Origin of the sequence: Methylobacterium sp. J-068 (genome assembly GCF_022829445.1) — a bacterium.
GTDB lineage: Bacteria > Pseudomonadota > Alphaproteobacteria > Rhizobiales > Beijerinckiaceae > Methylobacterium.
Map to the genome: position 1 here is coordinate 1 of NZ_JAKSXY010000020.1, position 23,891 is coordinate 23,891.

The window sequence follows — 23,891 nt, forward strand, 5'->3', positions numbered from 1 at the left end:
GCCTCGCGGGCGAACAGCGCTAGCAGGCGCTCGAAGAGCGGCTTGGAGACGCCGTTGCCGACGTACCAATGGCTCTCGCCGGTGGCCGGCGCCACGAAGGCGGTGACGTAGAGCCACTCGTAGCGATGATGGCCGAGCGCGACCGGCCTCTGTCCGCGCGGAGCCCAGACCCGGCGGATGACCGGCTTCAGCCCGATGCGGTGCTCGTCCGTGCAGAAGACCGAGACCGGGCGCCCGGGATGGCGCGCTTCTTCCTCGGCGAGGGTGTCGGCGAGTTTTTTTTGAAGGCGGCTTGTTCTTCGGGGCTGGCTGCGGCCGGGTTCTTGGGACGTGGCGCCTGGATCGACCAGTCGAGCGCCTGCAGCGCGTCCCAGGCGCGTTGCGGGTAGACCGAGGCGAGGCCAAGGTCGGCTGCCATCCAGGTGGCGATCTTGGTCGTGGTCCAAGCCCCGCCATCGGGCGGCGGTGTCTCCAGACGCGTGCGCAAGCGATCCAGAAGCTCGGGGGTCAGAAGGCGGGCGGTTGCGCCGTTGCGGCGGCGGCGGTCGCCCAATGTGTCGGGCCCGAACTGGTTGTAGCGGCGGGCCAGTTGCTCCAGCCAGCGCGATACGAAACCGGTCACGGCGGCGACATCCGGCACCGTCTGTCCCTGGGCCAGAAGCCAAATCGCCTGATAGTGACGCGCCGCGCAGGCGTCTGCGCTCGTGCGAGCCCGCCGGCCCAGCTCCTCGACGCTCAGATGGTCGGCGATGTGTGCCATGCCTGCCTCCGCAAGACGATGCGGAGGCTAAACCCAATTCCCCTCAACGGGAATCCGTCCCGAATCAATCAGCCGGAAACGGTATCACTCGTGTATTGCGAGCCCTGGTCCGAGTGATGCAGCAAGGCATCCGGCTTTCCTCTGCGCCAGATCGCCATGACGAGCGCATCCGTGACGAGTTGAGCCGTCATGCTGGTTTGCATCGACCAGCCCACGACACGGCGTGAGAACAGATCGATGACGGCGGCGACGTAGAGCCAGCCCTCGGCGGTCCAGATATACGTGAAGTCGGCGATCCACTTCCGATTCGGGGCGTCGGCCGCAAACCGCCGATCCAGAAGATTGGGCGAGGCGGTCGCCCGCTCTCCCTCGTCCTTCGGCAGGCCACGTCGGCGTGGCCGTGCCCGCAGGGCGTTCTCGCGCATGATCCGCTCGATGCGGTGCAGCCCGCACGAGACGCCCTCAGCCAGCACGTCATGCCAGACGCGCCTTGCGCCGTAGGTGCGGTCGCTGGCCACGAAGCTCGCGCGGGCCTTGACCAGGATGGCGTCGTCGTCCCGCGCGCGTTGGCTGGGCTGCCGGGTGAACCAAGCGTGGAAGCCGGAGCGCGACACGCCCAGCGCAGCGCACATCCAGGCAACCGGCCAGACAGCGCGATGCTTTGCGATGAACGCGAACTTCATATCGCGTCCCTCGCAAAGTAGGCGGCGGCTTTTTTTAGGATGTCACGCTCCGCCTTCAGACGAGCGACCTCCTTGCGCAGCCGGTCGATCTCGATCTGCTCGGGCTTCATCTGCCCCTGACCGGGAAAGGCGTGCTGCGGATCGGCCGCCGCCTGCTTCATCCACCGGTGCAGCATCGTCTCGTGAACATCGAGATCGCGCGCGGGCTGCGCGACACTGACACCACGTTCCCGAACCAGTCGAACCGCCTCGATCTTGAACTCACGTCCGAACTTGCGACGCTGCATGGAGCACCTCAGGCTTCACCATCACACCTCAACCGGGTGTCCGTGAAACTGGCAGCAGGCCAAAGCGGCAAGCTTCCGCTCCCACCCTCCAGCGACCTTCGGATCGTCCGCTTCGAGGCTGATGAGGCGGTGACCCACGACCGAGGTGGGTGGGAAGCGGAATGGCCGCTCTTAGGCAGGCCATGAGACAAAGCTGACATTCTGAGCCAACAAGAGAAGGTCGTCCGTATTGCTTTCCCTGCAGCCACCGTGGCCTGCTCCTGCTGTAGCCAATTAAATTTGCGACCTAGCCCTTAGGCTGAAAATTCGTTGCGGAAATCCAGTGCAGCATAAATATATTTTATCATATATTATTTGAAAATCAATAAGCGCCGATTCAAAATCCTATAATAACTTACATACTCGAATTTTTGCAGTCTAAGCTGACGCTTGCGCTGCAAAATGATAAGTAGCGTTGGCGTGCATCACGGTCGCGGGGCGGTGCGCGACGATCACGCGGGTCATGCGCAGGTCCCGCAGGGCGGTCGCGATGGCGGCCTCCGTGGGCTCGTCGAGGTGGCTCGTCGCCTCGTCCAGGAACAGGATCTCGGGTCGTCGGTAGAGCGCGCGGGCCAGGATCACGCGCTGCTTCTGCCCCCCCGACAGGGTGGAGCCCATGTCGCCGACCAAAGTCTCGAACCCCATCGGCGTCCGGCGGATGTCGTCGAGAACCGCGGCACGTGCCGCGCATTCCTCGATCCAGCCCGGATCGGGCCGCTCGTCGAAACAGGCGATGTTCTCGGCGATCGATCCCGCGAACAGGCCATCGTTCTGCATGACACCGGCGATGCGCCGGCGATAGGCCGCCGAGCCGAGGGTGCGGAGGTCCTGGCCGTCGATCAGCACGCTGCCCTCGGTGGCCGGCAGCAGACCCATCATCACCTTCATCAGGCTCGACTTGCCGCAGCCCGACGGTCCCGTGATCGCGAAGCTCGATCCGGCGGCGATATCGAGGGCGAGATCGCGGAAAATCCACGGCTCGTCGCTGCCGTAGCGCAGGGCGAGGCCCCGCACCGCGATGCTGCCGGCGGCCCCCCCGGCCCCGACGACGGCCGGACTCGGCACCGACGGCGCGAGCGTGAAAGCCTGCTCCTCGGGCTCGCTCATCACGATGTCCGACAGGCGATCGGTCTGGACGTTGAGCATCCGCAGCTGGAAGCCCGACTGGATGAGGTTGCCGATCCGCTGCGAGAACTGGTCGCGGTAGGCGAGGAAGGCCACCAGCATGCCCAGAGTCATCGACTGGTCGATCACCGCTCGCGCGCCGAGGACGAGGAGCAGGAGGCGGTCGATCCCGAACAGCAACTCGTTGGCCCGCCCGAAGACGAGGTCGAGGCGCTGCAGGCGCAGGCGCGCGTTCACCGAGGTGACGAAGTGGTTCATCCAGGTACCGTTGCGGCGCTCGCGCAGGTCGAGGAGCTTCACGCTGGCCATGCCGCGCACGGTCTCGATGAAATGCGACTGCTGGCGCGCCTCCGCGACGATCGCCTCCTCGGTCCCCTCCCGGTAGGAGCCGTAGGCGAAGATCCGCAGGATCGCGGTCAGGACTGTCGAGGCGACGACGACGAGCGCGAGCCATCCTCCGTAGACCACCAGCATGGCGAGCATGCCCACCGACATGATCCCGTCGAGGATCGCCTGCACGAGGTCCGTCGTGATCCCCTTCTGGATCGTGGCGAGCGACCCGAAGCGCGAGATCACGTCGCCGACGTGGCGCTTCTCGAAATAATCGAGCGGCAGCCGCGAGAGATGTCCGAACAGGCTCCCGGACCATTGCAGGTTCAACTTCGTGCCTGTGAGCATGATCGCCCAGGTTCGAGCCACCGAGAGCACCAGCTGGACCACGAGCAGGAGCGCCAGTCCCACCGCCACCACGAGAAGGAGGTCGAGGTCGGCGTTGACGATGACCTCGTCGATGACGATCTGCGAGGCGATCGGCATCAGGATCGCGACGAGTTCGATCCCGAGGGAGAGGGCGAGGATCTGGGCCAGGGCCGGACGGATGCCGCCGATGGTGCGGAAGAGGTCCCGCAGGGCGAGCCCGCGCTGGCGCGTCTCGCGGACGAAGCTCGTCGTCGGGCTCGTCTCCAGGGCGACGCCCGTAAACTCCCGCGACGCCTCCGCCAGGGGGAGCCGGCGCCGGCCGCGTGCCGGGTCGTGGATGGTGATGCCGTTCGCCCGGACGGCCGTCAGCACCACGAAGTGGTTGAGGCCCCAGTGCAGGATGCACGGCAGCTTCAGGCGCGGCAGGTCCTTGAGCTCGACCCGCAGGGCCCGGGTCGCCAAGCCCATCGTACCGGCGAGGTCGATGAGATTGCGCAGGGTCATGCCCTTGAGGGACAGGGCGTGCCGCCGCCGCATGGTCCCGAGATCGACGTGGCGACCATGGTAGCCGAGGACCATGCCGAGGCAGGCCATGCCGCATTCCGCCGCCTCCGCCTGGAGCAGGACGGGCGCACGCCGGCCGAAGCCGAAATGAAGGTTGGTCAGGAGACTCACGCGTTCATTGGCCCCGGGTCACGAGATCGACGCTGCGCTTGACCCGGTACAGGGGATCCAGGAGCCATCGGTAGAGCGGGCGCTGCTCGAGGGCGATATCGGCCTCCACGCGCATGCCCGCCTCGAGGCGGCGCTTCTCGCCGTAGGCAAGGACCGCATCCTCGTCCGGGCGGACGATGATGCGGTAGATCCCGTCGCCGCTCTTGGCCTTGCCGCCGGCGGGCTCCGGCGCATCCGCGGCCTCCAGGGGGGCGCGGGTCACCTCCGAGACGGTTCCGCGATAGAGGCCGAAGCGCTGGAACGGGAACGCGGCGTAGCGGAGCATCACCGGCTCCCCGGTGTCGATGAAGCCGATGGCCGAGGATTCGACGAACAGGTTGGCCTGGAGGCGCCCCTCGCTCGGCAGCAGCGTCAGCAGCGTCGCGCCTGCCGACACGCTCTGGCCGGCCTGGACGCGGATGGAGGTGAGGATCCCGCTCTCGGGCGCCCGCACCTCGATGCCGCGGCGTGCCTCGCTCTCGGCCCGCTGCTGTTCGAGCTGGGCGGCGGTGCGGTCCATCTCGGCGAGGTCCCGGGCGAGTTTGTCGTCGAAGGTGGCAAGCGTCGAGCGCAGTTCCCCGACCTTGCCCATGAGCTGGAGGTTGGAGTTCCGGAACTGGGCGAGCTGCGAGCTGGCCTGCAGGTAGAGGTAGTTCTGGTTCTGCAGGTCGGCGGACCGCGCGAACCCGTCGCCGACGGCCTTGGCCAGAACGTCGACGCGCTCCTTCAGCGGCGGCACCAGCTTTTCCTGAAGGCTCACCTGCTCCTCGAGCTGGCGCGACTGGGATTGCAAGTTGTCGATCTGCTCGGCGAGCGAACGCTTTTCAGTCTCGGACATGCTCGCGCGCAACGCCGCCTGAGTCTCGATGCTCGCCTTCTGCCGTGCGAGCTGGTCGATGATGCGCTGCTGGGTCGGACCGTTGGCGGAGACCGCGTCGAGATCCAGCGTGTAGAGGAGCTGCCCGCGCCGGACCTTGTCGCCCTCTTTGACCGCCGAACTGCTGACCCGGCCCGCCACGGGACTCGCCACCGTCATCAGGCCGACGTCGGGGGTCAACATCCCGTAAGCGTGCACGCGCCGCGTGTAGGTGCCGAGCCCGACGAAGAGGAGCGTCGCGATGATCATCAGCGCAGTCAATCCGGTCACCGTGCGGACCGAGACGGGCTGAACGATCTGGGCTTCTCCGAGCCAGGAATCTTTGCGTGCCTGAGCGACCTCGGCGCGAAACAACGGTGTCGTCATCGACGGTGGCGTTTCTCCGTGCCGCGCCTTGCGATCGATTTTTGGGGGCGACGTCTCAGTGTCTCTCACAAAACTCCCGCTGCGCCGCTGTGCCCAAAGTGAGGATCGGCGGTGGTCGGGAGTTTTGTGCGGCACTCTAAACCGAAGTCAGCGGCAAGCCCACGGGGAGCTTGCCGCTGATGGTTGGATCGAGTCTGCCGCCGGACGTCAACCAGACGGCGACACGCTCTTACTTGCCGCCCAGGAGGCCACCGACCGCACCGAGCAGGCCGCCGACCAGACCGCTCACGAGACCGCCGACTTGCCCGACCACGCCGGAAACGGCGCCCAGCTCACTGGAGAGGTCGAGATCGAGGCCGAGGCCCAGGGACAGGCCGCCGCCCACGGCGTCGAGTTCCGTCGCGTTGAGCTCGCGAATGGTGTCATGGTTCTGAGTCATGGTCGTTCTCCGATTGGGCCGATCTCAGCCAAGGATTCGGGTGTTCCGTCGCCACGGGGCCACGCGTTGAGAGGGGCCGGACTGCGCGACCCGGGCTAACTGAATGCTGGGGCTCACTTGATGCTGGGGCTCACTTGCCGCCGAGCAAGCCGCCCACAGCACCGAGCAGGCCGCCGACCAAGCCGCTCACGAGGCCGCCGACTTGGCCGACTACGCCAGAGACAGCACCAAGTTCGCTGGAGAGGTCGAGATTGAGGCCAAGTCCCAGGGACAGGCCACCGCCCACAGCGTCGAGTTCCGTCGCGTTAAGTTCGCGAATGGTGTCGATCTCCTTGGACATGATATCTCCAATTCTTGATGCGGGATGAAATCGTATTCAATTTCTCTTCGTATATGTGAGAGCAGTACCCCTGTTGCTCCTGATTACGAAGCTAACGGATGAGAAACATACTTCAACCCTGCCGGCGGACGCCGCCTCGATCCACGGTACGTCGGCGCCGAATTTTGATCGGCCGGAATCGCCTGGGTCTTTGCCGAGGCAAAGGATGCCTAGATCGTTCGTCCGAGACTCATATTTGGCGAAAATTGAGATCGGTATGGCAACATCCTGAATTTCAGATTAAACTATTGATTTTTAATGTGAAAATTGAAATTGACTGACAATTTGTCGCAGAGAAAAACGTGCTTCCACTACTGGCTGCTGCGGAAAATTCCTCTTCCGGAATCGGTTTCAGGAAATTGCTCTCATCGCGGAGGCACGGTTATACCGATGGAATTATAGAGCTTCCGATCAGCAGCCCGGTGACGGTCCAGCTTCGCGTTGGATAAGACACGGATGCTGATGGAAATGTCTCCTGTGTGCGGAGGAGGGTTGATGAAGCTAGAGTTCCGTGACTTCGGCAGCGACATCTCCTTCGACGGGGATATCAAGGCCGTCCTGTGCGACAGCACGCGGAACGGCTGGCGGGGGATCTACTTCTCCGACGTAATCCTCGGCGCGAACGGCCGCGTCTCCATCGAGCAGAGGGGCGTCCATTTTGGGCTGTCGTTGCGACCGCGCGACCAGACCTTTCACTATGCCAGCCAGGATCACCACTTCAACGAGGACAACATCTCCGTGCTCCACCCCGGGGCCTCGGTATCCGGGACCTGGACGGGGGAGTTTCGCAACCTGACGCTGAAGATCGCACCGGAAACCATCGAGCGGATGGCGGACGTCGCACCGCACCGAACCGGTATCCAGACCCAGTTCGTCAGCGCCCGCTCGCAGAGCGCGGTCGAGTATCTCCTGCGCGCCATATCGGTCGACCTTGAAGGGGGATGCCCGCACGGCGCGCTCCTGGTGGAGAGCGTGGCCTCCACCCTCATCCGGATGTTCTCGACGCCGGAACGCGACCATCGCACGATCCCCAGGCTGCGGTCGTCCGAGGCGGCCCTCCTGCGGGACCTGATCGCGTCGCGTCTGTCCGAACCCCTCACTCTCTCGCACCTCGCCGAGGCCGCGGGCGTTAGCATGGGGCACCTCGTGCGCGCGTTTAAGGCCTCCTTCGGGGTGACCCCCTACCAGTACATCCTCCGTGCCCGGGTCCTCTACGCCCGTGAATTGATCGAGTCCGGCGACGCCAGCCTTACGGACGTTGCAACACGGGCCGGATTCACCGACCTCAGCCAGATGTCCAAGACCTTCCGACGGGTGCTGGATCTGTCGCCGAGCGCGGTGGCCCGGCAAGCGCGCAAGGGCGGTTAAACGTGGCGGGCGCTCGAGATGCCTGATCCGTCTCGTTGGGCCGAGCCGACAGGCGATGATGTCTTCTGCCGGACCGAGCGCATACGCCATACTCCGCCATGGACTGACACGACTCCTTTCAAGAACAGTAAGGATCCAACGCTCTGAGGAAGTCGGGCCGCTTCCGGAATGGTTGCTTGGGGTGGTTTTGCGACGATCCGCTTCCAATTGAGTTGTTGAGAAGCGGATGCTGGATGGCATCGGGCGAACCTTCGGAAGTGTTGATCTGTAACCTTGTGGGCACACATCGTCGGAAAGCCTTTGGGCACCATTGACGGCGTACCGTTCGGTCTGGCCTCCTGGCGGTCGACGGTTCCTCTCTGGAGGATCAAAAGGGAACGCAGTGAGGGCTTTCGCCCGATGCCGCGGCTGCCCCCGCAACTGTAAGCGGCGAGCCCATCATCAACACGTCACTGGCGGCCTCAAGCCTCTGGGAAGACGATGAGAGGGCGGTGACCCGCGAGCCAGGAGACCTGCCGTCAGTCGTGGTCACACGCGAAACGCATCGGGCGGGGTGTCCTGGTGGGTGTCGAGGCGTCCGGCTGTCCTCTTGGCAGACGAGCGCCCAGGCCTCGTTCGCGGTGACGTGCCACAGACGTCGCCCGAGGCTTGTCCCATGTCCTTTCCCTCCCGATCCGCGTGCCTGCGCACGCTCGTGCTCGCCTGCGCCTCCCTTCCCGTATCCGCCCTGGCGCAACAGGCCGCCGCCCCCTTCGCCGATGTCCCGCGCGGGGCCGAGGCGGCCGTCACGCTCTCCGAGCTTTCCGTCTCCGCCACCGGCGTTCCGACCCCGGTCGACCAGGTCGGATCAAGCGTCACCGTGCTCACCGCCGCCACCCTGGAGGCCCAGCAGCGCCGCACCGTCCCGGATGCCCTCCAGCAGGTGCCGGGCCTCAACGTCGTGCAGACCGGCGGCCCGGGTGGCCAGACCTCGGTGTTCATCCGTGGCTCGAACTCGAACCATGTGAAAGTGCTCGTCGACGGAATCGACGCGACCGACCCGTCGAACCCGAACGGCTCCTTCGACTTCGGGCAGCTCCTGACCGACGACCTCTCGCGTATCGAGGTGCTCAGGGGTCCCCAGAGCGGCCTCTACGGCAGCGACGCCATCGGCGGTGCGATCTCCTTCACGACAAAGCGTGGCGAGGGACCGGCCAGGGCGAGCGTGCGCATCGAGGGCGGCTCGTTCGGTACTTTCAACCAAAGCGGCAGGATCAGCGGGTCGGAGGACGGCTTCGACTATTCGGTCTCGATCCAGCACGTCCGTGCGGCCGCGACGCCGGTGACGCCGCCGAACCTCGTCCCGTTCGGCCGGGCGATCCATCCGAATTTTTACGATAACGAGACCGTCTCGGCGAAGTTCGGCTACCAGTTCACCGACACCTTCCGCATCAACTCGGTGACGCGCTTCATCAACTCGCGCCTGCTGTTCACCGGCACCGACTACAGCACCTTCCCGGCCTTCCCGGCGGCGTTCCGGAGTGCCGCCGACGTGCAGCAGGTATTCATCCGCAACGAGGCCGAATGGACGCCGTTCGCCGGCTTCCACAACCTCTTCGCCGTCAACTACTCGAACCTGTTCAACCGGCAGCAGGGCCCCCTCGATCCGCTTGTGACGCCGGACGCGACGACGGGCTTGGGCGAGCGCACCCTCTACGAATACCGCGGCGACTATCAGATCTCGCCCGGCAACCTCGTCCTGTTCGGGGCGCAGCGCGATGACGAGAGCCTGTCGACCACCGACCCGAGCCCGTTCGGGGCCGGCAACCTGCGGGCGAGGAACGGCAATACCGCCGGCTACGCCGAGGCGCAGCTGACGCCGTTCGACCGGGCCTCGCTCATCGCCAACATCCGCCACGACGAGAACGACGCCTTTGGGCCGGCCACCACCTTCCGCGTCGCGCCGAGCTACATCCTGCCCTTCACCGAGACCCGGATCAAAGGCAGCGTCGGCACCGGCTTCAAGGCGCCGACCTTGAGCCAGTTGTTCCAGAACTTCCCGGCGTCCAACTTCTTCGCCAACCCCAACCTCAAGCCGGAGGAGAGCCTCGGGTACGACGCCGGTATCGAGCAGCCGCTGGGGGATCGTATCCTCGTCGGCGCGACCTACTACGCCAACGACTTCAAGAATCTCATCACCGCGAACGCGACCTTCACCTCGAACGAGAACGTCGGCCGGGCCGCGTCGTACGGGGCGGAAGCCTTCGTCGCCGTCCGGTTCTCCGATACTCTTACGGGCCGGGTCGACTATACCAACACGGTGACCAAGAACGAGATCACCAACCAGGAGCTCCTGCGCCGGCCCCGCCACAAGGGCAGCGCGACAGCCTTCTGGACACCCCTCCCGGGCCTGACCGTCAGCGGCACCGTGATCGTGCTCGGCCACTTCGTCGACGGCAACCGAGACTTCTCGGTGGCCCGGCTCAAGAACCCGGGCTTCACCCTGGTCAATCTCGCGGTGAACTACGACGTCAGCGAGACGGTGAGCGTGTTCGGGCGGGTCGATAACCTGTTTGATCGTCGCTACGAGAACCCCACCGGTTTTCTTGGCGCTGGCCTCGCCGTGTACGGCGGCGTCCGCCTGACCACGTTTTGAGACCGCCGATGGCACGACGGTCCGGCTTCGCGGTCCTAACGGTGATGCTGGCGGTCAGCCAAACCTGGTCGATTGCCGGTGGGATGGCCGCCCCGGCGTCCGGAGGACTCCGGCACGTCGTCTCGATGAACCTCTGCGCGGACGAACTTGTGCTCCGGCTTGCCGACCGCGATCAGGTTACCGCCGTGACCTACCTCGCCCACGACCCGCGCGGCTCGACCGTCGCGCGGGAGGCCGCCGGCATCGCGGTGACGCGCGGCCTGTCGGAGGAGATCGTTGCCCTCCGGCCCGACCTCGTCGTCGCCGGTGCCTTCACGACACGGACCACGGTGGGCCTGCTCAAGCGCGTCGGCTTCCCCCTCCTCGAACTCGGCGTACCCCACGACTTCGACGGGGTGCGGGCGCAGATTCGGACCGTCGCCGCGGCCCTCGGGCACCCGGCGCGCGGCGAGGCCATGGTCTCGGCCCTCGACGCGCGCCTGGCCGAGGTGGTGCCGGCGGCCAAGCCGCTCCGGGCCCTCGTCATGCGTCCGAACGCCTTCACGGTGGCCCCCGGCAGCCTTGGCGACGCGGTGATCCGCGCCGCCGGCCTCGTTAACGTCGCCGCCGAACTCGGCCGCGACCGCTTCGGGCAGGTCCCGCTGGAGGCCGCGGCCTTCGCCGATGCCGACCTGATCGTCCTCGATGAGGGGGAGCCCGGCAGGCCATCGCTCGCCGACGCCCTGCTGCATCACCCCGTCCTCGACGCGCTGCGCCGGCAGGGGCGCACCGTCTCGATTCCGAACCGGCTCTGGACCTGTCCGGGTCCGCAGGTCGCCGAGGTCGTGGCCTTGCTCGCGGCAGCCGCGCGCGACAGGGCAACGCGATGAACGCCCCCATGCGGGCGCCCGTCCGGATCGAAGGCCGCCCCCCTGGACGCCGGACCGTCATCGGATGCCTCGCCCTGCTGGTCGTCCTGCTCACGGGCGCGTCCATCGCGGTCGGCTACGCCCCCTTCGACGTTCCCGCAGCGGCCGGCGACCTCCTTGCCGGACGGGCGACGCTGCCGGCCCTGGTGCTCTGGGAACTGCGCCTGCCGCGCGCCTTGCTCGGGGGTCTCGTCGGCTTCAGTCTCGGGCTGACCGGTGCGGCGATGCAGGGCTACCTCCGCAACCCCCTCGCCGATCCGGGCATCCTCGGCATCTCCTCGGCGGCGGCCCTCGGGGCCGTGGTGGTGTTCTACGGCGGGTTCGCGGCTTCGTTTGCCCTCGCCCTTCCTTTGGGCGGGATCGCCGGCGCCGCGCTGGCGGCGCTCGCCCTGAACCTCGTCGCCACCAGGGGCGGCACCACGCTGGGATTGATCCTCGCCGGCGTCGCCCTGTCGAGCTTGGCCGGCGCCATGACGGCGCTGGCGCTCAACCTGTCGCCCAACCCCTACGCGGCCCTGGAGATCGTGTTCTGGCTGATGGGGTCGCTCGCCGACCGCAGCATGGACCATGTCTGGCTTTGCCTGCCGCTGATGGCGGTGGGCTGGGGCCTGATGCTGTCCACGGCTCGCGCGCTCGATGCCCTGACGCTGGGCGAGGACACGGCCGCGAGCCTCGGCTTCCATCTGGTCTCGGTCCGCCTGCGCCTCGTCACGGGCGCGGCACTCGCCGTGGGCAGCGGCGTCGCCGTCAGCGGCGCCATCGGATTCGTCGGCCTCGTCGTGCCGCACCTCGTACGACCCCTGGTCGGCGCACGTCCCGGTGCCAGCCTGTGGCCGAGCGGACTGGCGGGGGCCGCGCTGGTACTCGCGGCGGATCTGGGCGTTCGTCTCTTGGCGACGCGCCCGGAACTCAAGCTCGGTGTGGTGACGGCGCTCGTTGGGGCACCGTTCCTGATCGTGCTCCTCCTGCGTGGGCGAGGGCGCGACGCATGAGCCTCGCGACCGCCGCCCTCGATGTCCGCCTCGGCGGCCGTGCCATCCTCTCGAATGTCAGCCTGTCCCTGGAACGCAGGGCCCTCGTCGGTCTGGTCGGTCCGAACGGCGCCGGCAAGACCACCCTCCTGCGTTCCCTCGCGGGCTTGGTCGCCCCGACCAAAGGCCGCGTGGATCTCGACGGTATGCCGCTCAAGGGCATTTCCCGCGACGCGCGCGCCAAGCGCATCGCGGTCCTTTTCCAGGGCGCGGGGGCCGGTTGGCCGATGCAGGTGCGTGACCTCGTCGCTCTCGGGCGGCTACCGCATCGACGCGCGTTCGGTGGCCTCGATGCCGCCGATCACGCCGCCATAAATCGAGCGATGGCACGGACCGATGTCGCGCGCTTCGCCGAGCGGACCGAACCGACCCTATCCACAGGCGAGCGGATGCGTGTGCTGCTGGCGCGGGCGCTTGCCGTCGAAGCGGAGTGGTTGTTGGCCGACGAACCGATCACCGCTCTCGACCCGGCCCACCAGCTCGACGCCATGACGCTGTTGCGGAGCGTGGCCCTGGCCGGCACCGGCGTCGTCGCCGTCCTGCACGACCTCTCTCTCGCGGCCCGGTTCTGCGACCGGATCGTGGTCCTCGGCGAGGGACGTGTCGCCGCCGATGGACACCCGGACGTTGCGTTGAACGACCGGCTGCTTTCGGACGTCTTCGGCGTCACGGTGTGCCGTGGGGCCGGACCGGACGGAACCGCCTATATCCTGCCCTGGAACCGTTCGGGGCCCCATACGGAGGAGATCGATGCAGCCTTCCCGAAACAGCCCTGATGCCACCGTCGCCCTTCTTCGCGGTGCGCTGGCCGATCCGACCACGGCCTGGAGCCTGGGCAGCTTCGGTGCGATCGCCGAGTTCATGCGCGATCCCGACGAACCCGTCGTGGCGCTGCCGGACGAGCGCCTGGGCCTTGCGACCGCGCGCGGGGCCATCGCCCTGACCCCGAGCTCCGACCTGCGGCCCATCGCCTACGAGACGGCCGTCTCGTCCGGCTGGAACCACGCGCTCGCGCTTTGCCTGCCGGAGGCGACCTGCGCGATGAACCGCAGGACCGTGGTGACGGAGCTTGGGCCCGACCGGAACGCCGCCCGGGTCGAGGATCGCGACGACATCCTGTTCGATCTCGGTCTTGGCCTTCTCGCGGTGGATGCCTGCGTGCGGGTACGCGATCCGGAGGCCGTCGAGCGGCTGCGGGCCGGCGTCGGCATGCCGCTGTTCGACCACGCCAATCCCATCGGGCCGCATCTCGTCGCCATGAGCCCGCACCGGGTGTTCCTGGCGCGGATCGGGCGCGTCGAGGTCTATGCCCCGATCCCCGGCCCCGGCGGCACCAGCCCGGAGGGGCCGCACACGCACGTGCTGCCGAAGCTCCTGCGCAGCGGTCGGACCCATGCCGCCACGACGCCGATCCCGGCGGGCTGGGTCCCCTGCGGCGGCCTGCACCCGGCCCATCCCTACAAGGACATGATGGGCGAACGCATCGCCTTTGACGCCGGACGCTACGAAGCGTTCCAAGAGATGCTCGACCAGTGGGGTGATCCGGAACTCGTGGCGATCAAGCGCGGCGGGTCCGAGGCGCCCGGCGGCACGGTGTCGACCCGCCACGCCCAGGGCGCACGCCGGGTCGCCGAGGCCCAGGCGCGTTACCTGCGCGGCGAGATCATCGAGGCCACGGCCGACGACGAGGATGCGGAGGCGACAGCCTGATCGTGACCCGGACGGCGCCCGGCAGAAATCGTCCGGGGGCGCCCCAAAGGGTGATCGGCCTGATCGGCTGCCCGGGCGCGGGGAAGACGACCTACGCCCGCCGCTTCGACCCCCTCGACGGTTGGGTCCACCTCACCCTCGACGATTTCCGTCAGGCCCTCTGGCCGCCGGACCGGCAGGTCTACTGGCAACTCAGGCAAGGCTCGCATGACGATGCGGCCCGGGACGTCCTGCACCGGGTCAAGGAAGCGGCCCTGGAGGCCGCCCTGGCGAGCGGCTTCAGCGTCGTGATGGCGGACACCCATCTCACCAGACCTGTGTTCGAGCGCGAGCTCGGGATCGTGGCCCGTCACGGGCTCACCGTGGAGTGGAAAGTGTTCGACGTGTCGTGGGAGGTCCTGAAGGCTCGCAACGCGGAGCGCGGTCGCGTGGACCCGTCGCATCGCCAGCCGGATGAGGTGCTCCGGTTCACCTACGAGGTATTCCGATCCCCGGACGCGTGGTGGCGTGACTTGCCGCCGGATCAGGTCGAGGTCCTGACCTACCGGACAGGATGAGCGATCCGTCTCACCAAGTGTTGCGGGCCGGGCATAACCCTCGTGCATCGCACTTGGTCCGTTGACGAGCATGGGCGTCGGCATGTTACCTCGGCCGTGACGGTTCCTCCCTGGAGGATCAAAAGGGAACGCGGTGCGGGGGTAGCCCCAACGCCGCGGCTGCCCCCGCAACTGTAAGCGGCGAGCCCTTCGCCACCGACGTCACTGAGCGGCCTCGCTCGGGAAGACGGTGAAGGGCGGTGACCCGCGAGCCAGGAGACCTGCCGTCAGTCGTGGTCACACGCGAGACACGCTGGGCGGGGTGCCCCGGCGGGTGTCGGGGCGTTCGCGTGTCGCGAACGGTTCGGCCTCGTTCGCGGTGACGTGCCACTGCCGTCGCCCGAGGCCCATCAACGTGTCCCGTTCACCGTCCATCCCGCTGCTGCCCGTGCTGGCCCTGTCCTGCGCGATCCCCGCCGCCGTCGCCGCCCAGGGGACGCCCTCCGGTGAGACCGCCGTGGTGCTCGACGCGCTCTCGGTCGAGGGGACCTTCACCGCCACGCCGACCTACCGGGTGCCGGACCTCTACAGCGGCACCAAGACGGTGACGCCGCGACGGGACGTGCCGCAGCAGGTCGACGTGGTGCCTCGCGAGGTCCTGGTCGACACCGCCGCGACCCGGGTCGAGCGCGCCCTCGACTACGTGCCCGGTGTCGGCAAGCAGAACGACTTCGGCGCCCAGAACCTTGCCCTGTACTCGGTGCGGGGCTTCGCCACGCAGGACATCTTCCAGAACGGGTTCAACATTGCCCGCGGCTACAACGGCGCGCCCGACACCCAGAATGTCCAGTCCATCGAGGTGCTGAAGGGCCCGGCCGGTGCCCTCTATGGTCGGAGCGACCCGGGCGGGACGGTCAATATCCTGACGAAGCAGCCCGTGGCCCGGCCCTTCGTCGAGATGGGCACGCTGTTCGGCAGCTTCGGCACCGCCCGCACCACGGTCGACGCTGGCGGCGCGCTGAGCGAGGACGGCAGCGTCCTCTATCGCTTCAACGGCGCGCTCGCCCGCCAGGACAGTTTTCGCGATTTTGTCGACGGCGACCGGGTGCTCGTGGCCCCCGTCGTGAGCTGGCAGGTCACGCCCGACACCAAGATCACCTTCGAGGCGCAGTACCTGCGTAACCGTCAGACCTTCGACCGCGGCACGGTGGCGGTGAACAATCGTCTCGGTCTCGTCCCGCGCTCGCGCTTCTTCGGCGAGCCGGGTGACGATTCCGTGTCCGAGAGCGCGCTCCTGCAGGTCCGGCTGGAGCACGCCTTCAACACCGACTGGCAGTTGCGGGTCGCCACCCATCTCAACACCGGCAGCCTCACCGGCCTCCAGACCGGCGCGACCGGCATCCTGGACGATGGCCGCACGCTCCTGCGCGAGTTCCGCCGGCACGACTTCACCTGGGGCGTCGCCATCGGCCAGGCCGAACTCGTCGGCCGCTTCGAGACCGGGCCCTTCGCCCACACCTTGCTGCTCGGCCTGGAGCACGAGCGCTACAACAGCACCGAGAACCTCCTGCGCTCGACCCCGCGCCTCAACCCCTTCGCCATCGACCTGTTCAACCCCGTCTACGGGCAGGCCAAGCCGCCCTTCACGCGCCGCTACAGCGCCAGCGAGAACGTCGGCAATACGGCGGTCTACCTCCAGGACCAGATCGCCCTGAGCCCGGAATGGAAGCTGCTGCTGGGCAACCGCACCGACTTCTACAACCAGACCTTCCGCGACAAGGTCGCGAACGAACGGACCGAGCAGGATCGCACCGGCTTCTCGCCGCGGGCCGGCCTCGTCTATCAGCCGCTGTCGTTCCTGGCCCTCTACGGCAACGTCGCCGCCTCGTTCCGCCCCAACACCGGCTTCGACAGCGCGTCGCGGCCCTTCGCGCCCGAGACCGGGTTCGCCTACGAGGTCGGAGCCAAGCTCGACCTGTTCGACGGCCTCAGCGTGACGGCGGCCGCCTTCCACATCGAGAAGGAGAACGTGCTCACCACCGACCCGGCGGACTTCTTCTTCCAGATCGCCGCGGGGGCCGTGCGCAGCCAGGGCTTCGACGTCAGCCTCGTCGGGCAGGTCACGCCCGAGTTCCGGGTGATCGGCGGCTACGCCTTCATCGACGCGGCGGTCACTCGCGACGAGGTGCTGCGGGTCGGATCGCCGCTCCTCAACATTCCACGCCATAGCGGCTCGCTGCTCGGCATCTACGAGGTCCAGGCCGGCGAGTGGAAGGGTTTCGGGATCGGCGGTGGGTTCCGGGCGGTCGGTTCGCGCCTCGGCGACAGCGGGGTCGAGAGCTTCCGGCTGCCCGGCTACGTCCTGACGGACGCGCTGGCCTACTACCGCTACGAGAACCTGCGCTTCGGCCTCAACGTCGACAACATCTTCGATGAGACCTACTACGAGCGCTCGTACAATACCTTCTGGGTCGGCGTCGGTGAGCCGCGGCGTGTCACCGTCAGCATGACGGCGCGGTTCTAATGGGCGAGCGTCGGGAGCCATCCGAGGTGTCAGCCAGTCTATCGACACTGTCCAGCCGCATCGCCTCCATCGATGCCCTGCGCGGACTGGTGATGGTGCTGATGCTCCTCGACCACCTGCGCGAGACTTGGTTCCTGCACGTGCCCGTGGCCGACCCGGTCGACGCACGGACGACCTTACCGGCCGTGGCACTGGCCCGCCTCGTCGTCAGTTTGTGCGCGCCGATCTTCGTCGCGCTGACTGGCGTGGCCGCGTTCCTATTCGGCACCCGGCACACGCTGGCGGAGACGCGGGCCTACCTGCTGAAGCGTGGGCTCGTGCTGATGGCGCTGGAGGTCCTCTACCTGTCGGAACTGTACTGGGGCGTGGCCAGTCCGACGCTCTGGCTGCAGGTGATCTGGTGCATCGGCGTGTGCATGATCCTCCTCGCGGCCCTGATCGGCCTGCCGCGCTCGGTTCTGTTTGCGCTCGGACTGCTGATCGCCTGCGGTCACAATCTCCTCGACCCGATCCACCTTCGGCCCGACCAATCGCTCTTTCCAGTCTGGGCGATGCTGCACCAGCGCGATGTCATCGCGCTCCCCTTCGGACTCATCGCCAAGACGACCTATCCGGTGCTCCCATGGATCGGCGTGATCGTGCTCGGCTACGCGGTCGGTCCGTGGTTCCTGCCGGGCGTCGCGGTCATCACCCGCGAGCGCCGGCTCCTGGCGCTCGGCTGCGGGATGCTCGTCGCCTTCATGGTCCTGCGTCTGGCGAACGGCTACGGCGACAAGCCCTGGTTCGTGGTCGAGGGCGATGCACTTGGGACTGTGATGAGCGTCCTCGCGCTGACGAAGTATCCCCCGTCGTTACTGTTCCTGCTTTTGACGCTAGGAGTCGGGGCGCTGCTCCTCGTTGCGCTCGAGCGGATGCGCGACGCTTCGGTCGTCTCGGCCTTGGCGGTATTCGGCGGTGCGCCGATGTTCTTCTACCTGCTCCACCTGACGATCCTGCGGCTCCTGTATCACGGCGCCGCCGCCGTCTGGGGCCCGACGCAGGGCAGCGTGTTCGGCGTCGCAAATTACGGCTGGGTGCTGGTCTGGTATGTCGGGCTGGTCGTGCCCTTATACTGGCCGACGGCTTGGTTCTCGCGCTTCAAGGCGGCGCGCCGGGATATTGCATGGCTCAGGTATCTTTAGTCCCTTGAATGCGACTGGGTCTGGTCCTCTCGCCATCCTCCGACCCCTCAAGCTACGACAGCAGCAGTCACGCGCTCGATCCCATCGAATGACGCGCTGGCGGCGAACTTCGGCATGGACTGGAACTGGCTCGCCGGCTTCGCTGGCATGGAATGTTTGCGGGACGCTCCGGGATGAACGCGCCGTCCTTCTCGACGAGACCTTCAAGCGCTGCGATGGTCGACCGGACTACGATCGCAGCACCGGGGTGCGGCGGGATTGGCTACTGCTCATGCACGCGAGCGCGTCCGAAGTACCGAACGACAGTCAACCGGCCCTTTGCTTTGGAAACCAATTCCCGTGAAAGCCTGGTGGGATACGGTGCCCTAGGTGGACCGCGGCGACAGGCGCCGCCTCGAAAGCGCGCGCGTCGAGGATCATGAAGTCGGTCGTGTCACTCACCGTGTCGACAACGAGCCCGACGAGCCAGCCCTCGTCTTCTTCAGCCTCGGGCCTCGCCGGCACGAATACGAACTCGCCCGGGACGCGGTCGGGGCCGAACTCGTGCACGCGCCGCTCCCCTGTCTCCAGATCGTGCTTGTAGAGTTGCGTCGCGCCCACGAGCTGTGTGTTGCCGTCGGCAGGGACCGAGCCCGTGTAGACGTACCGGTGGAGTTGTCCGAAGCGACGCTCGTCGATCCGGGGGAACTCCTGCGCCGCAGGGTCGATCACCCGCCGGTCGACCCGTCCCGTCGCGGGGTCTGCGGTCCAGCGCTCCAGGCGACCCGGTGCGTCGAAGCCGCCACTGGCCGAGGCGAACACCGTCTCGTAGGCGATGACATCAAGGAGCACGCGCCCATCAGCTTCGTCGTAGGCGTTGGCGACGTGGAAGGCGAAGCACGGCTCGACCGCGCACCACACGATGTCAGCGGCCGTGCCGTGTCTCGGGAGCAGGCCGACGCGGGCGCGGTGGGCGGGATTCCAGCGGAACGGGAAGCGGTGACCGGCCAGCACCGCCCGCATTGAGAAGGTGACGGGCAGGTCCAGTACGACGACGAAGCGCGTCGTGATCGCGCAATCGTGGATGCAAGGGCCGTGCTGGACCGGGATCGCCACGTCACGCACGACGCGGCCCACGGGCGAGATGACGACGTGGCGCACGCTGTCCCAGACGCGGCCATCATAGGCGATAGCATGTGTTTCACCGGTCGCCGGATCGCGATGCGGGTGCCCCGTGAAGGAACCGGCGAGGGTGCCGTCGAACGTATCGTAGCGCTGCGTCTCCAGGTCCTCGGACAACAGGACCGGAAAACTGCCGGCCTCGACCACGGCGAAGGCGCGATCGCCGATCGCGACGACGTTGGTGTTGACGGTGTCGTCGCCGCGGCGCGGCCCCGGGGCAGCGGGCCGGCCGAGCGCTTTGGAGGCCGCACGCGAGCCGATCCAGCGGTTGCGGTACCACAAGGCCTTTCCGTCCTCGATGCGGAGACCGTGCACCATGCCGTCACCAAGGAACCAGTCGTGGCCACGCGTCGTCGGGCGGGCGGGGTTGGCGCCCATCTTGAGGTAGCGGCCGTCGAGAGCGGCCGGGATCGCGCCGGTCACGGGCAGATCGCGCAGGGTCAACTCCTCGCGCATCGGCGCGTGGACACCGACCACGAAGGGGTGCTGCGTCCTCGGAAGGCGCAGTCGATTGCAGGCCGCCACCAGCGCGACAAGGCCCTCGGCGGCGGCACGCAGACTGGACTCCATCAAGTTCGGCATCGGGCGCTGGCTCGGGGTGGTCGGAGGAAAAGCGAGGGCCCTCGTGATGGAGGCGTTCCCATTGCCGGGCAAGAATGACAGCTCTGGTCGCCTGGGAAGACAGGGCGATTTTGTCGATGATGTATCCAACCACGGCTGGCCACGCGACGGGAGTGGATCGCTACGTCGGCGGCTCGGTCAGCCAAGCGCTCGGACGCCTACAGCTGCCGGATGAATGGATGCTTTTGGGTTTGCCATCGACGAACTTCTAAGACTTTGTTGGGTCGAGGCCGTGCAGGCAGCTATCGGTGCTCCCCGGAAGCGGTCGCTCATCACCGGTCCGCCAGCTTCGTAAAAGGGCAGTCTGCGACGGTCACTGGCTCATGCTTTTCGGGCGAACCAGAGACGGTTTTAAAGCCTTTGTCCCCCGGTGCCGTATAGATTACGCGATCCGCAACATGGACTGTACCGCAGCCTCCAACGCCCGTGCGGCCGCGGCTGCTGAGGGAGAATGAGCACGGGCAAACATCACGATCTCCGAGGGCGGTAGCACGGGAAGATCATAGCGCGATCCGACGTCGATCATCCGCCCCGAAGCGACCGCACCCATCGGAGCGATGCCGAGCCCAGCCCTCACCGCTGCCACCAGCGCGCTGCAGCTGCCCCCAACGAATGCCTCGCGCCACGGCCGGTGGGCGGCGTCAAGGTGGCGTACCGCCATCGAGCGGACCCCGCAATTCGGCCCGAGCGTCACGAGCGGGATCGGACGGTCCGGCGCGACGACGTCCTCCTCCATCGACCGCCAGCCGATAGGATCCAGACCCAGCACCTCGCCATCCGCGCCCCCGGCCTCGCGTCGGATGATGACGGCGTCGAGGTCGCCCTCGTCGAACGACGTGCGAACCTGCTGCGACAGCCCGAGGCGCAACTCGACGACGCTGCGCGTTGGAAGAACGGCACGGACGTGCCGGATCACGTGCTCCAGCCCGGTACCGAGGGCGTGGTCGCTCGCCCCGATGACGATGCGTACGGTCGGCGCATCGTCGAAGCGTGTCGCCTCGTCGTGAGCAGCCATCAACGCCCGCGCCTTGGCGAGGAACGCCAGCCCGTCCTCCGTCGGCCGGACGAACCGGGGCGTGCGCTCCAGGAGTTTGCGCCCCAGGGCCGCCTCCAGTCCCTTGATGCGGGCGCTGACTGCCGGCTGCACAGTGCCGGCCGCCTCCGCCGCCCGCGTCAGGTTTCCGAACTCAACCGCGAGGATGAACAAGCGCACCGAGACGAGATCGAGCATGATACGGATCCGTTATCGTAACGAGAGCGGATCATAGCGTTCCGCGTAGAGGCGGCAAAGTCCAGATTGGCGTCACGACCAACGCCGAGGAGGCAACCATGCCGATGATCATCGTCCGCTACGTCACGCCGACGTCCCGCCCCGACCTGCGCGCGCACATTGCCGAGCTGGCCGCGCGCCTCGGCGCCGAGAAGCTCGGCAAGATGCCCGCCGTCACCGCCATGCTCATCGAGGAGGCCGATCCGCAAAGCTGGTTCATCGGGAGCAAGCATCCCACGGACGAGGGACTTTCGGCCTTCTGGATGGACTTCAAGATGACCGTTGGCACCAACACCAAGGACGAGACCACCGCATTCGTGAAGGCGGCCTACGAAGGCATGGAGGCCTTGCTCGGACCGCTGCACGAGGAATGCTACGTCCTCGTGCATGCCGCTGACGGCGATGCCTACGGCTACGGCGGTCGTACCCAGAACGGCCGCTGGGCCGAGGCCCATCCGGGCTGAGGGCTCGAGCGACATGAACCCGATCAGCAGACGAGCCACCGTCGCTGGCGTGGCCGCGCTCGCTCTGAGGGCGGGCGTAACCGGAGCCGCGCAGCCATCCCAACCGCAGCGGGCCGAACGCTCCGCGAACGGAGGACACGACATGACCTCAGGTTCTCTGGAAGACTACCCGGCGCTCCCCGGCCTCCGGCAGCGTTACCTGCACGACATCGAGGGCCTGAGCGTGCGGATCCTGGAGGCCGGGTTCGAGACGCCCGGCCGGCCCCTCGTCCTGTTGCTGCACGGCTTCCCCGAACTCGCCTGGAGCTGGCGCAAGGTCATGCCGATGCTGGCGCAGGCCGGCTACCACGTCGTCGCGCCCGACCAGCGCGGCTACGGCGGCACGACGGGCTGGGATGCCCGGTCCGACGCAGACGTCGCTGGGTTCCGCACCCATGCCTACGCCCTCGACGCCCTGCGGGTCGTGTTCGCCCTGGGTTACCGTTCCGTTGCGGCCGTGGTCGGACACGATTTCGGCTCGATGGTCGCCGCCTACGCCACCCTCGTCCGTCCGGACGTGTTCCGATCCCTAATGATGGTGAGCTTCCCATTCGATGGGCCGCCCGCAATCCCGTTTGACGACGCCGGGAGCGCGTTGACATCGCCCCGCCCCTCCCTCGCGGCGGAGCTCGCTGCGTTGCCTCGCCCACGCAAGGACAGCATGGCGTTCTTCGCCTCGTCCGGGGCCGAAGCCGACATGCTCCACCCGCCGCAGGGCCTGCACGCCTTCCTGCGGGCCTACTTCCACGTGAAAAGTGCGGACTGGTCGGGCAACCATCCGCATCCGTTGGCCAGCGGCTCAGCCGCCGAGCTCGCAACGTTGCCGACCTACTACATCATGGATCGTGCGCTCGGCATGGCCGCCACGGTGGCGCCCGATGCGCCGAGCCCGGAACAGGCAGCAGCCAACACCTGGCTGCCGGACGCCGATCTCGACATCTACGTGCGGGCGTTCTGGCACACGGGCTTCCAAGGGGCGCTGAACTGGTTTCGCTGCCACACGGGTGCAATCGGGCGAGGCGAGATCGCACTCTTTTCCGGCCGGACTATCACGGTGCCGACCCTGTTCGTTTCAGGCGTGGCCGACTGGGGCAGCTACCGCAAGCCCGGCGCCCTCGCTCGCCTGCGGGAAACCTATCCGGGGCTGATTGGTCCGACCTTCATCGAGGGAGCGGGTCACTGGGTGCAGCAGGAGCAGCCCGAGCGGTTCGCCGCCCTGCTCATCGACTTCCTTTCGGGCCACGGGGCAGACGGAAAGTAGCCCCGATGTCGGGAGACCCTGACCGCGCCAGCCTAAACCGACGCGCGCTCCTCGCAGGTCTGTCCATCTTACCGATCCCTTACGCCCAGGCCGGGACGTCAGCCATGACCGATCAAGCCGCACCGTCTGCGACCAGCGCCGATCGTCCCATCGTAGTGTTCGACATCGACGAAACCCTGCTGGATTTCACCGTGCTCTCGCACGTGTTCGGCGCTGCGGACATGCTGCGCACCTGGTTCAACCAGGTGATCCTCTACAGCGAGGCACTGACGCTGTCGGGTCTCTACGTCGATTCCGGCACGGTCGGCGTCGCCGTTCTCAAGATGTTGGCCGAAAGCAAGGGCCGCCGGGTCGAAAGAGCCGACATTGAGGCATTGAAGCGGTTGTCCGGAGCGATGCCGACCTATGCCGACACGCCGAAGGCCTTGGCCGATCTGCAGGAAGCTGGGTTCCGTCTCGTCACGTTCAGCAACAATCCCAGCGCCGGTGTTGACGCTCAACTCACGCACGCAGGGATCCGAGGGTATTTCTCCGAGCTACACAGCATCGACGACCAGGTGCACCGATACAAGCCGGCCAGAGAAAGCTACAACGCGCTCGCGACGACGCTCGGCGTCGCGCCATCCGACCTTTGGCTCGTCTCGTGTCACGCCTTCGACACGCTGGGTGCAGCCGCTGCCGGATACCGTACGGCACTCGTGCTGAGGCCGGAGAACGCGCCCGTTGCTCTCGGTCGCACCCCGGACATCGTTACAGACGACCTGGGCAGCATCACCCGACGCATCGTCCTGGCCAGTGCACGCCGAAACTGACC

General features: G+C 67.1%; 19 protein-coding genes, 1 pseudogene and 2 riboswitches. Of the genes and pseudogenes, 12 read left to right on the plus strand and 8 right to left on the minus strand.

Annotation, left to right across the window (positions count from 1 at the left end; all coding sequences use genetic code 11):
• Positions 1 to 187: 187 nt before the first annotated feature.
• The 6 genes and pseudogenes from MKK54_RS01250 to MKK54_RS01275 form a co-directional block, all read right to left on the minus strand.
• Entirely contained in the window at positions 188 to 760 is a 573-nt protein-coding gene (locus MKK54_RS01250; RefSeq protein ID WP_244008698.1) for a winged helix-turn-helix domain-containing protein, read from the minus strand.
• Between the two features lie 83 nt (positions 761 to 843).
• A pseudogene (locus MKK54_RS01255) lies at positions 844 to 1,730 on the minus strand (IS3 family transposase); the annotation flags it as partial.
• Positions 1,731 to 2,147: 417 nt separating this feature from the next.
• Positions 2,148 to 4,268, minus strand: coding sequence for a peptidase domain-containing ABC transporter (locus tag MKK54_RS01260; RefSeq protein WP_244008699.1), 2,121 nt, complete (start codon positions 4,266 to 4,268; stop codon positions 2,148 to 2,150).
• A 4-nt stretch (positions 4,269 to 4,272) separates the two neighbouring features.
• On the minus strand, positions 4,273 to 5,550 hold the full coding sequence (locus MKK54_RS01265) for an HlyD family secretion protein (RefSeq protein ID WP_244008700.1): 1,278 nt from the start codon (positions 5,548 to 5,550) through the stop codon (positions 4,273 to 4,275).
• Positions 5,551 to 5,779: 229 nt separating this feature from the next.
• Positions 5,780 to 5,989 carry a hypothetical protein gene (locus tag MKK54_RS01270; protein WP_243910716.1) on the minus strand — a complete coding sequence of 70 codons (210 nt, stop codon included), beginning with the start codon at positions 5,987 to 5,989 and terminating at the stop codon, positions 5,780 to 5,782.
• A gap of 130 nt (positions 5,990 to 6,119) precedes the next feature.
• Positions 6,120 to 6,329, minus strand: a complete 210-nt coding sequence (locus MKK54_RS01275; protein WP_244008701.1) for a hypothetical protein — start codon at positions 6,327 to 6,329, stop codon at positions 6,120 to 6,122.
• A gap of 534 nt (positions 6,330 to 6,863) precedes the next feature.
• Here MKK54_RS01275 and MKK54_RS01280 point away from each other — a divergent pair.
• The 9 genes from MKK54_RS01280 (at position 6,864) to MKK54_RS01320 (ending at position 18,261) form a co-directional block, all read left to right on the plus strand.
• On the plus strand, positions 6,864 to 7,736 hold the full coding sequence (locus MKK54_RS01280) for a helix-turn-helix domain-containing protein (protein ID WP_244008702.1): 873 nt from the start codon (positions 6,864 to 6,866) through the stop codon (positions 7,734 to 7,736).
• A gap of 332 nt (positions 7,737 to 8,068) precedes the next feature.
• A riboswitch (cobalamin riboswitch) is annotated at positions 8,069 to 8,271 on the plus strand.
• Between the two features lie 120 nt (positions 8,272 to 8,391).
• A complete protein-coding gene (locus MKK54_RS01285) occupies positions 8,392 to 10,371 on the plus strand; it encodes a TonB-dependent receptor plug domain-containing protein (RefSeq protein ID WP_244008703.1) in 1,980 nt (659 codons plus the stop codon).
• A gap of 83 nt (positions 10,372 to 10,454) precedes the next feature.
• Positions 10,455 to 11,240: an ABC transporter substrate-binding protein gene (locus tag MKK54_RS01290; RefSeq protein ID WP_244008730.1), complete on the plus strand. Its 786-nt coding sequence runs from the start codon at positions 10,455 to 10,457 to the stop codon at positions 11,238 to 11,240.
• Positions 11,237 to 12,271 (plus strand): FecCD family ABC transporter permease, encoded by a 1,035-nt coding sequence (locus MKK54_RS01295; protein WP_409564106.1) that lies wholly within the window; start codon positions 11,237 to 11,239, stop codon positions 12,269 to 12,271. Before MKK54_RS01290 ends, MKK54_RS01295 begins: the two co-directional genes overlap by 4 nt.
• Positions 12,268 to 13,086: an ABC transporter ATP-binding protein gene (locus tag MKK54_RS01300; RefSeq protein WP_244008705.1), complete on the plus strand. Its 819-nt coding sequence runs from the start codon at positions 12,268 to 12,270 to the stop codon at positions 13,084 to 13,086. Before MKK54_RS01295 ends, MKK54_RS01300 begins: the two co-directional genes overlap by 4 nt.
• Entirely contained in the window at positions 13,061 to 14,020 is a 960-nt protein-coding gene (locus MKK54_RS01305) for a DUF6925 family protein (protein ID WP_244008706.1), read from the plus strand. The genes MKK54_RS01300 and MKK54_RS01305 overlap by 26 nt, the downstream gene beginning before the upstream one ends.
• Before the next feature lie 50 nt (positions 14,021 to 14,070).
• Positions 14,071 to 14,577 carry an AAA family ATPase gene (locus tag MKK54_RS01310; RefSeq protein WP_244008707.1) on the plus strand — a complete coding sequence of 169 codons (507 nt, stop codon included), beginning with the start codon at positions 14,071 to 14,073 and terminating at the stop codon, positions 14,575 to 14,577.
• Between the two features lie 83 nt (positions 14,578 to 14,660).
• Positions 14,661 to 14,860: riboswitch (cobalamin riboswitch) on the plus strand.
• 111 nt (positions 14,861 to 14,971) lie between these two features.
• On the plus strand, positions 14,972 to 17,080 hold the full coding sequence (locus MKK54_RS01315; protein ID WP_244008708.1) for a TonB-dependent siderophore receptor: 2,109 nt from the start codon (positions 14,972 to 14,974) through the stop codon (positions 17,078 to 17,080).
• Positions 17,081 to 17,106: 26 nt separating this feature from the next.
• Entirely contained in the window at positions 17,107 to 18,261 is a 1,155-nt protein-coding gene (locus MKK54_RS01320; RefSeq protein WP_244008709.1) for a DUF1624 domain-containing protein, read from the plus strand.
• Between the two features lie 306 nt (positions 18,262 to 18,567).
• Here the strand turns inward: MKK54_RS01320 and MKK54_RS01325 are convergent, their stop codons facing one another.
• Entirely contained in the window at positions 18,568 to 20,004 is a 1,437-nt protein-coding gene (locus MKK54_RS01325; protein ID WP_244008710.1) for a carotenoid oxygenase family protein, read from the minus strand.
• Positions 20,005 to 20,425: 421 nt separating this feature from the next.
• Complete coding sequence (locus tag MKK54_RS01330; protein WP_244008711.1) at positions 20,426 to 21,274, minus strand: LysR family transcriptional regulator; 849 nt, start codon at positions 21,272 to 21,274, stop codon at positions 20,426 to 20,428.
• 98 nt (positions 21,275 to 21,372) lie between these two features.
• Between MKK54_RS01330 and MKK54_RS01335 the strand changes: the two genes are divergently transcribed.
• The 3 genes from MKK54_RS01335 to MKK54_RS01345 all read left to right on the plus strand — a co-directional run bounded on the left by MKK54_RS01335 (position 21,373) and on the right by MKK54_RS01345 (position 23,889).
• Complete coding sequence (locus MKK54_RS01335) at positions 21,373 to 21,777, plus strand: tautomerase family protein (RefSeq protein WP_244008712.1); 405 nt, start codon at positions 21,373 to 21,375, stop codon at positions 21,775 to 21,777.
• A 142-nt stretch (positions 21,778 to 21,919) separates the two neighbouring features.
• The gene (locus MKK54_RS01340; RefSeq protein WP_244008713.1) at positions 21,920 to 23,077 is read left to right on the plus strand and encodes an alpha/beta fold hydrolase; all 1,158 of its coding nucleotides are present in this window, start codon (positions 21,920 to 21,922) and stop codon (positions 23,075 to 23,077) included.
• A gap of 104 nt (positions 23,078 to 23,181) precedes the next feature.
• Positions 23,182 to 23,889: a haloacid dehalogenase type II gene (locus MKK54_RS01345; RefSeq protein WP_244008714.1), complete on the plus strand. Its 708-nt coding sequence runs from the start codon at positions 23,182 to 23,184 to the stop codon at positions 23,887 to 23,889.
• Positions 23,890 to 23,891 lie beyond the last annotated feature (2 nt).

What these genes read in the sequence shown, in the direction of transcription:
- MKK54_RS01250 (WP_244008698.1), bottom strand. Translation starts at nt 760, where the DNA reads ATGGCACACATCGCCGACCATCTGAGCGTCGAGGAGCTGGGCCGGCGG.
- MKK54_RS01265 (WP_244008700.1), bottom strand. Translation starts at nt 5,550, where the DNA reads ATGACGACACCGTTGTTTCGCGCCGAGGTCGCTCAGGCACGCAAAGAT.
- MKK54_RS01270 (WP_243910716.1), bottom strand. Translation starts at nt 5,989, where the DNA reads ATGACTCAGAACCATGACACCATTCGCGAGCTCAACGCGACGGAACTC.
- MKK54_RS01275 (WP_244008701.1), bottom strand. Translation starts at nt 6,329, where the DNA reads ATGTCCAAGGAGATCGACACCATTCGCGAACTTAACGCGACGGAACTC.
- MKK54_RS01280 (WP_244008702.1), top strand. Translation starts at nt 6,864, where the DNA reads ATGAAGCTAGAGTTCCGTGACTTCGGCAGCGACATCTCCTTCGACGGG.
- MKK54_RS01285 (WP_244008703.1), top strand. Translation starts at nt 8,392, where the DNA reads ATGTCCTTTCCCTCCCGATCCGCGTGCCTGCGCACGCTCGTGCTCGCC.
- MKK54_RS01290 (WP_244008730.1), top strand. Translation starts at nt 10,455, where the DNA reads ATGGCCGCCCCGGCGTCCGGAGGACTCCGGCACGTCGTCTCGATGAAC.
- MKK54_RS01295 (WP_409564106.1), top strand. Translation starts at nt 11,237, where the DNA reads ATGAACGCCCCCATGCGGGCGCCCGTCCGGATCGAAGGCCGCCCCCCT.
- MKK54_RS01300 (WP_244008705.1), top strand. Translation starts at nt 12,268, where the DNA reads ATGAGCCTCGCGACCGCCGCCCTCGATGTCCGCCTCGGCGGCCGTGCC.
- MKK54_RS01305 (WP_244008706.1), top strand. Translation starts at nt 13,061, where the DNA reads ATGCAGCCTTCCCGAAACAGCCCTGATGCCACCGTCGCCCTTCTTCGC.
- MKK54_RS01325 (WP_244008710.1), bottom strand. Translation starts at nt 20,004, where the DNA reads ATGCCGAACTTGATGGAGTCCAGTCTGCGTGCCGCCGCCGAGGGCCTT.
- MKK54_RS01330 (WP_244008711.1), bottom strand. Translation starts at nt 21,274, where the DNA reads ATGCTCGATCTCGTCTCGGTGCGCTTGTTCATCCTCGCGGTTGAGTTC.
- MKK54_RS01335 (WP_244008712.1), top strand. Translation starts at nt 21,373, where the DNA reads ATGCCGATGATCATCGTCCGCTACGTCACGCCGACGTCCCGCCCCGAC.
- MKK54_RS01340 (WP_244008713.1), top strand. Translation starts at nt 21,920, where the DNA reads ATGACCTCAGGTTCTCTGGAAGACTACCCGGCGCTCCCCGGCCTCCGG.
- MKK54_RS01345 (WP_244008714.1), top strand. Translation starts at nt 23,182, where the DNA reads ATGACCGATCAAGCCGCACCGTCTGCGACCAGCGCCGATCGTCCCATC.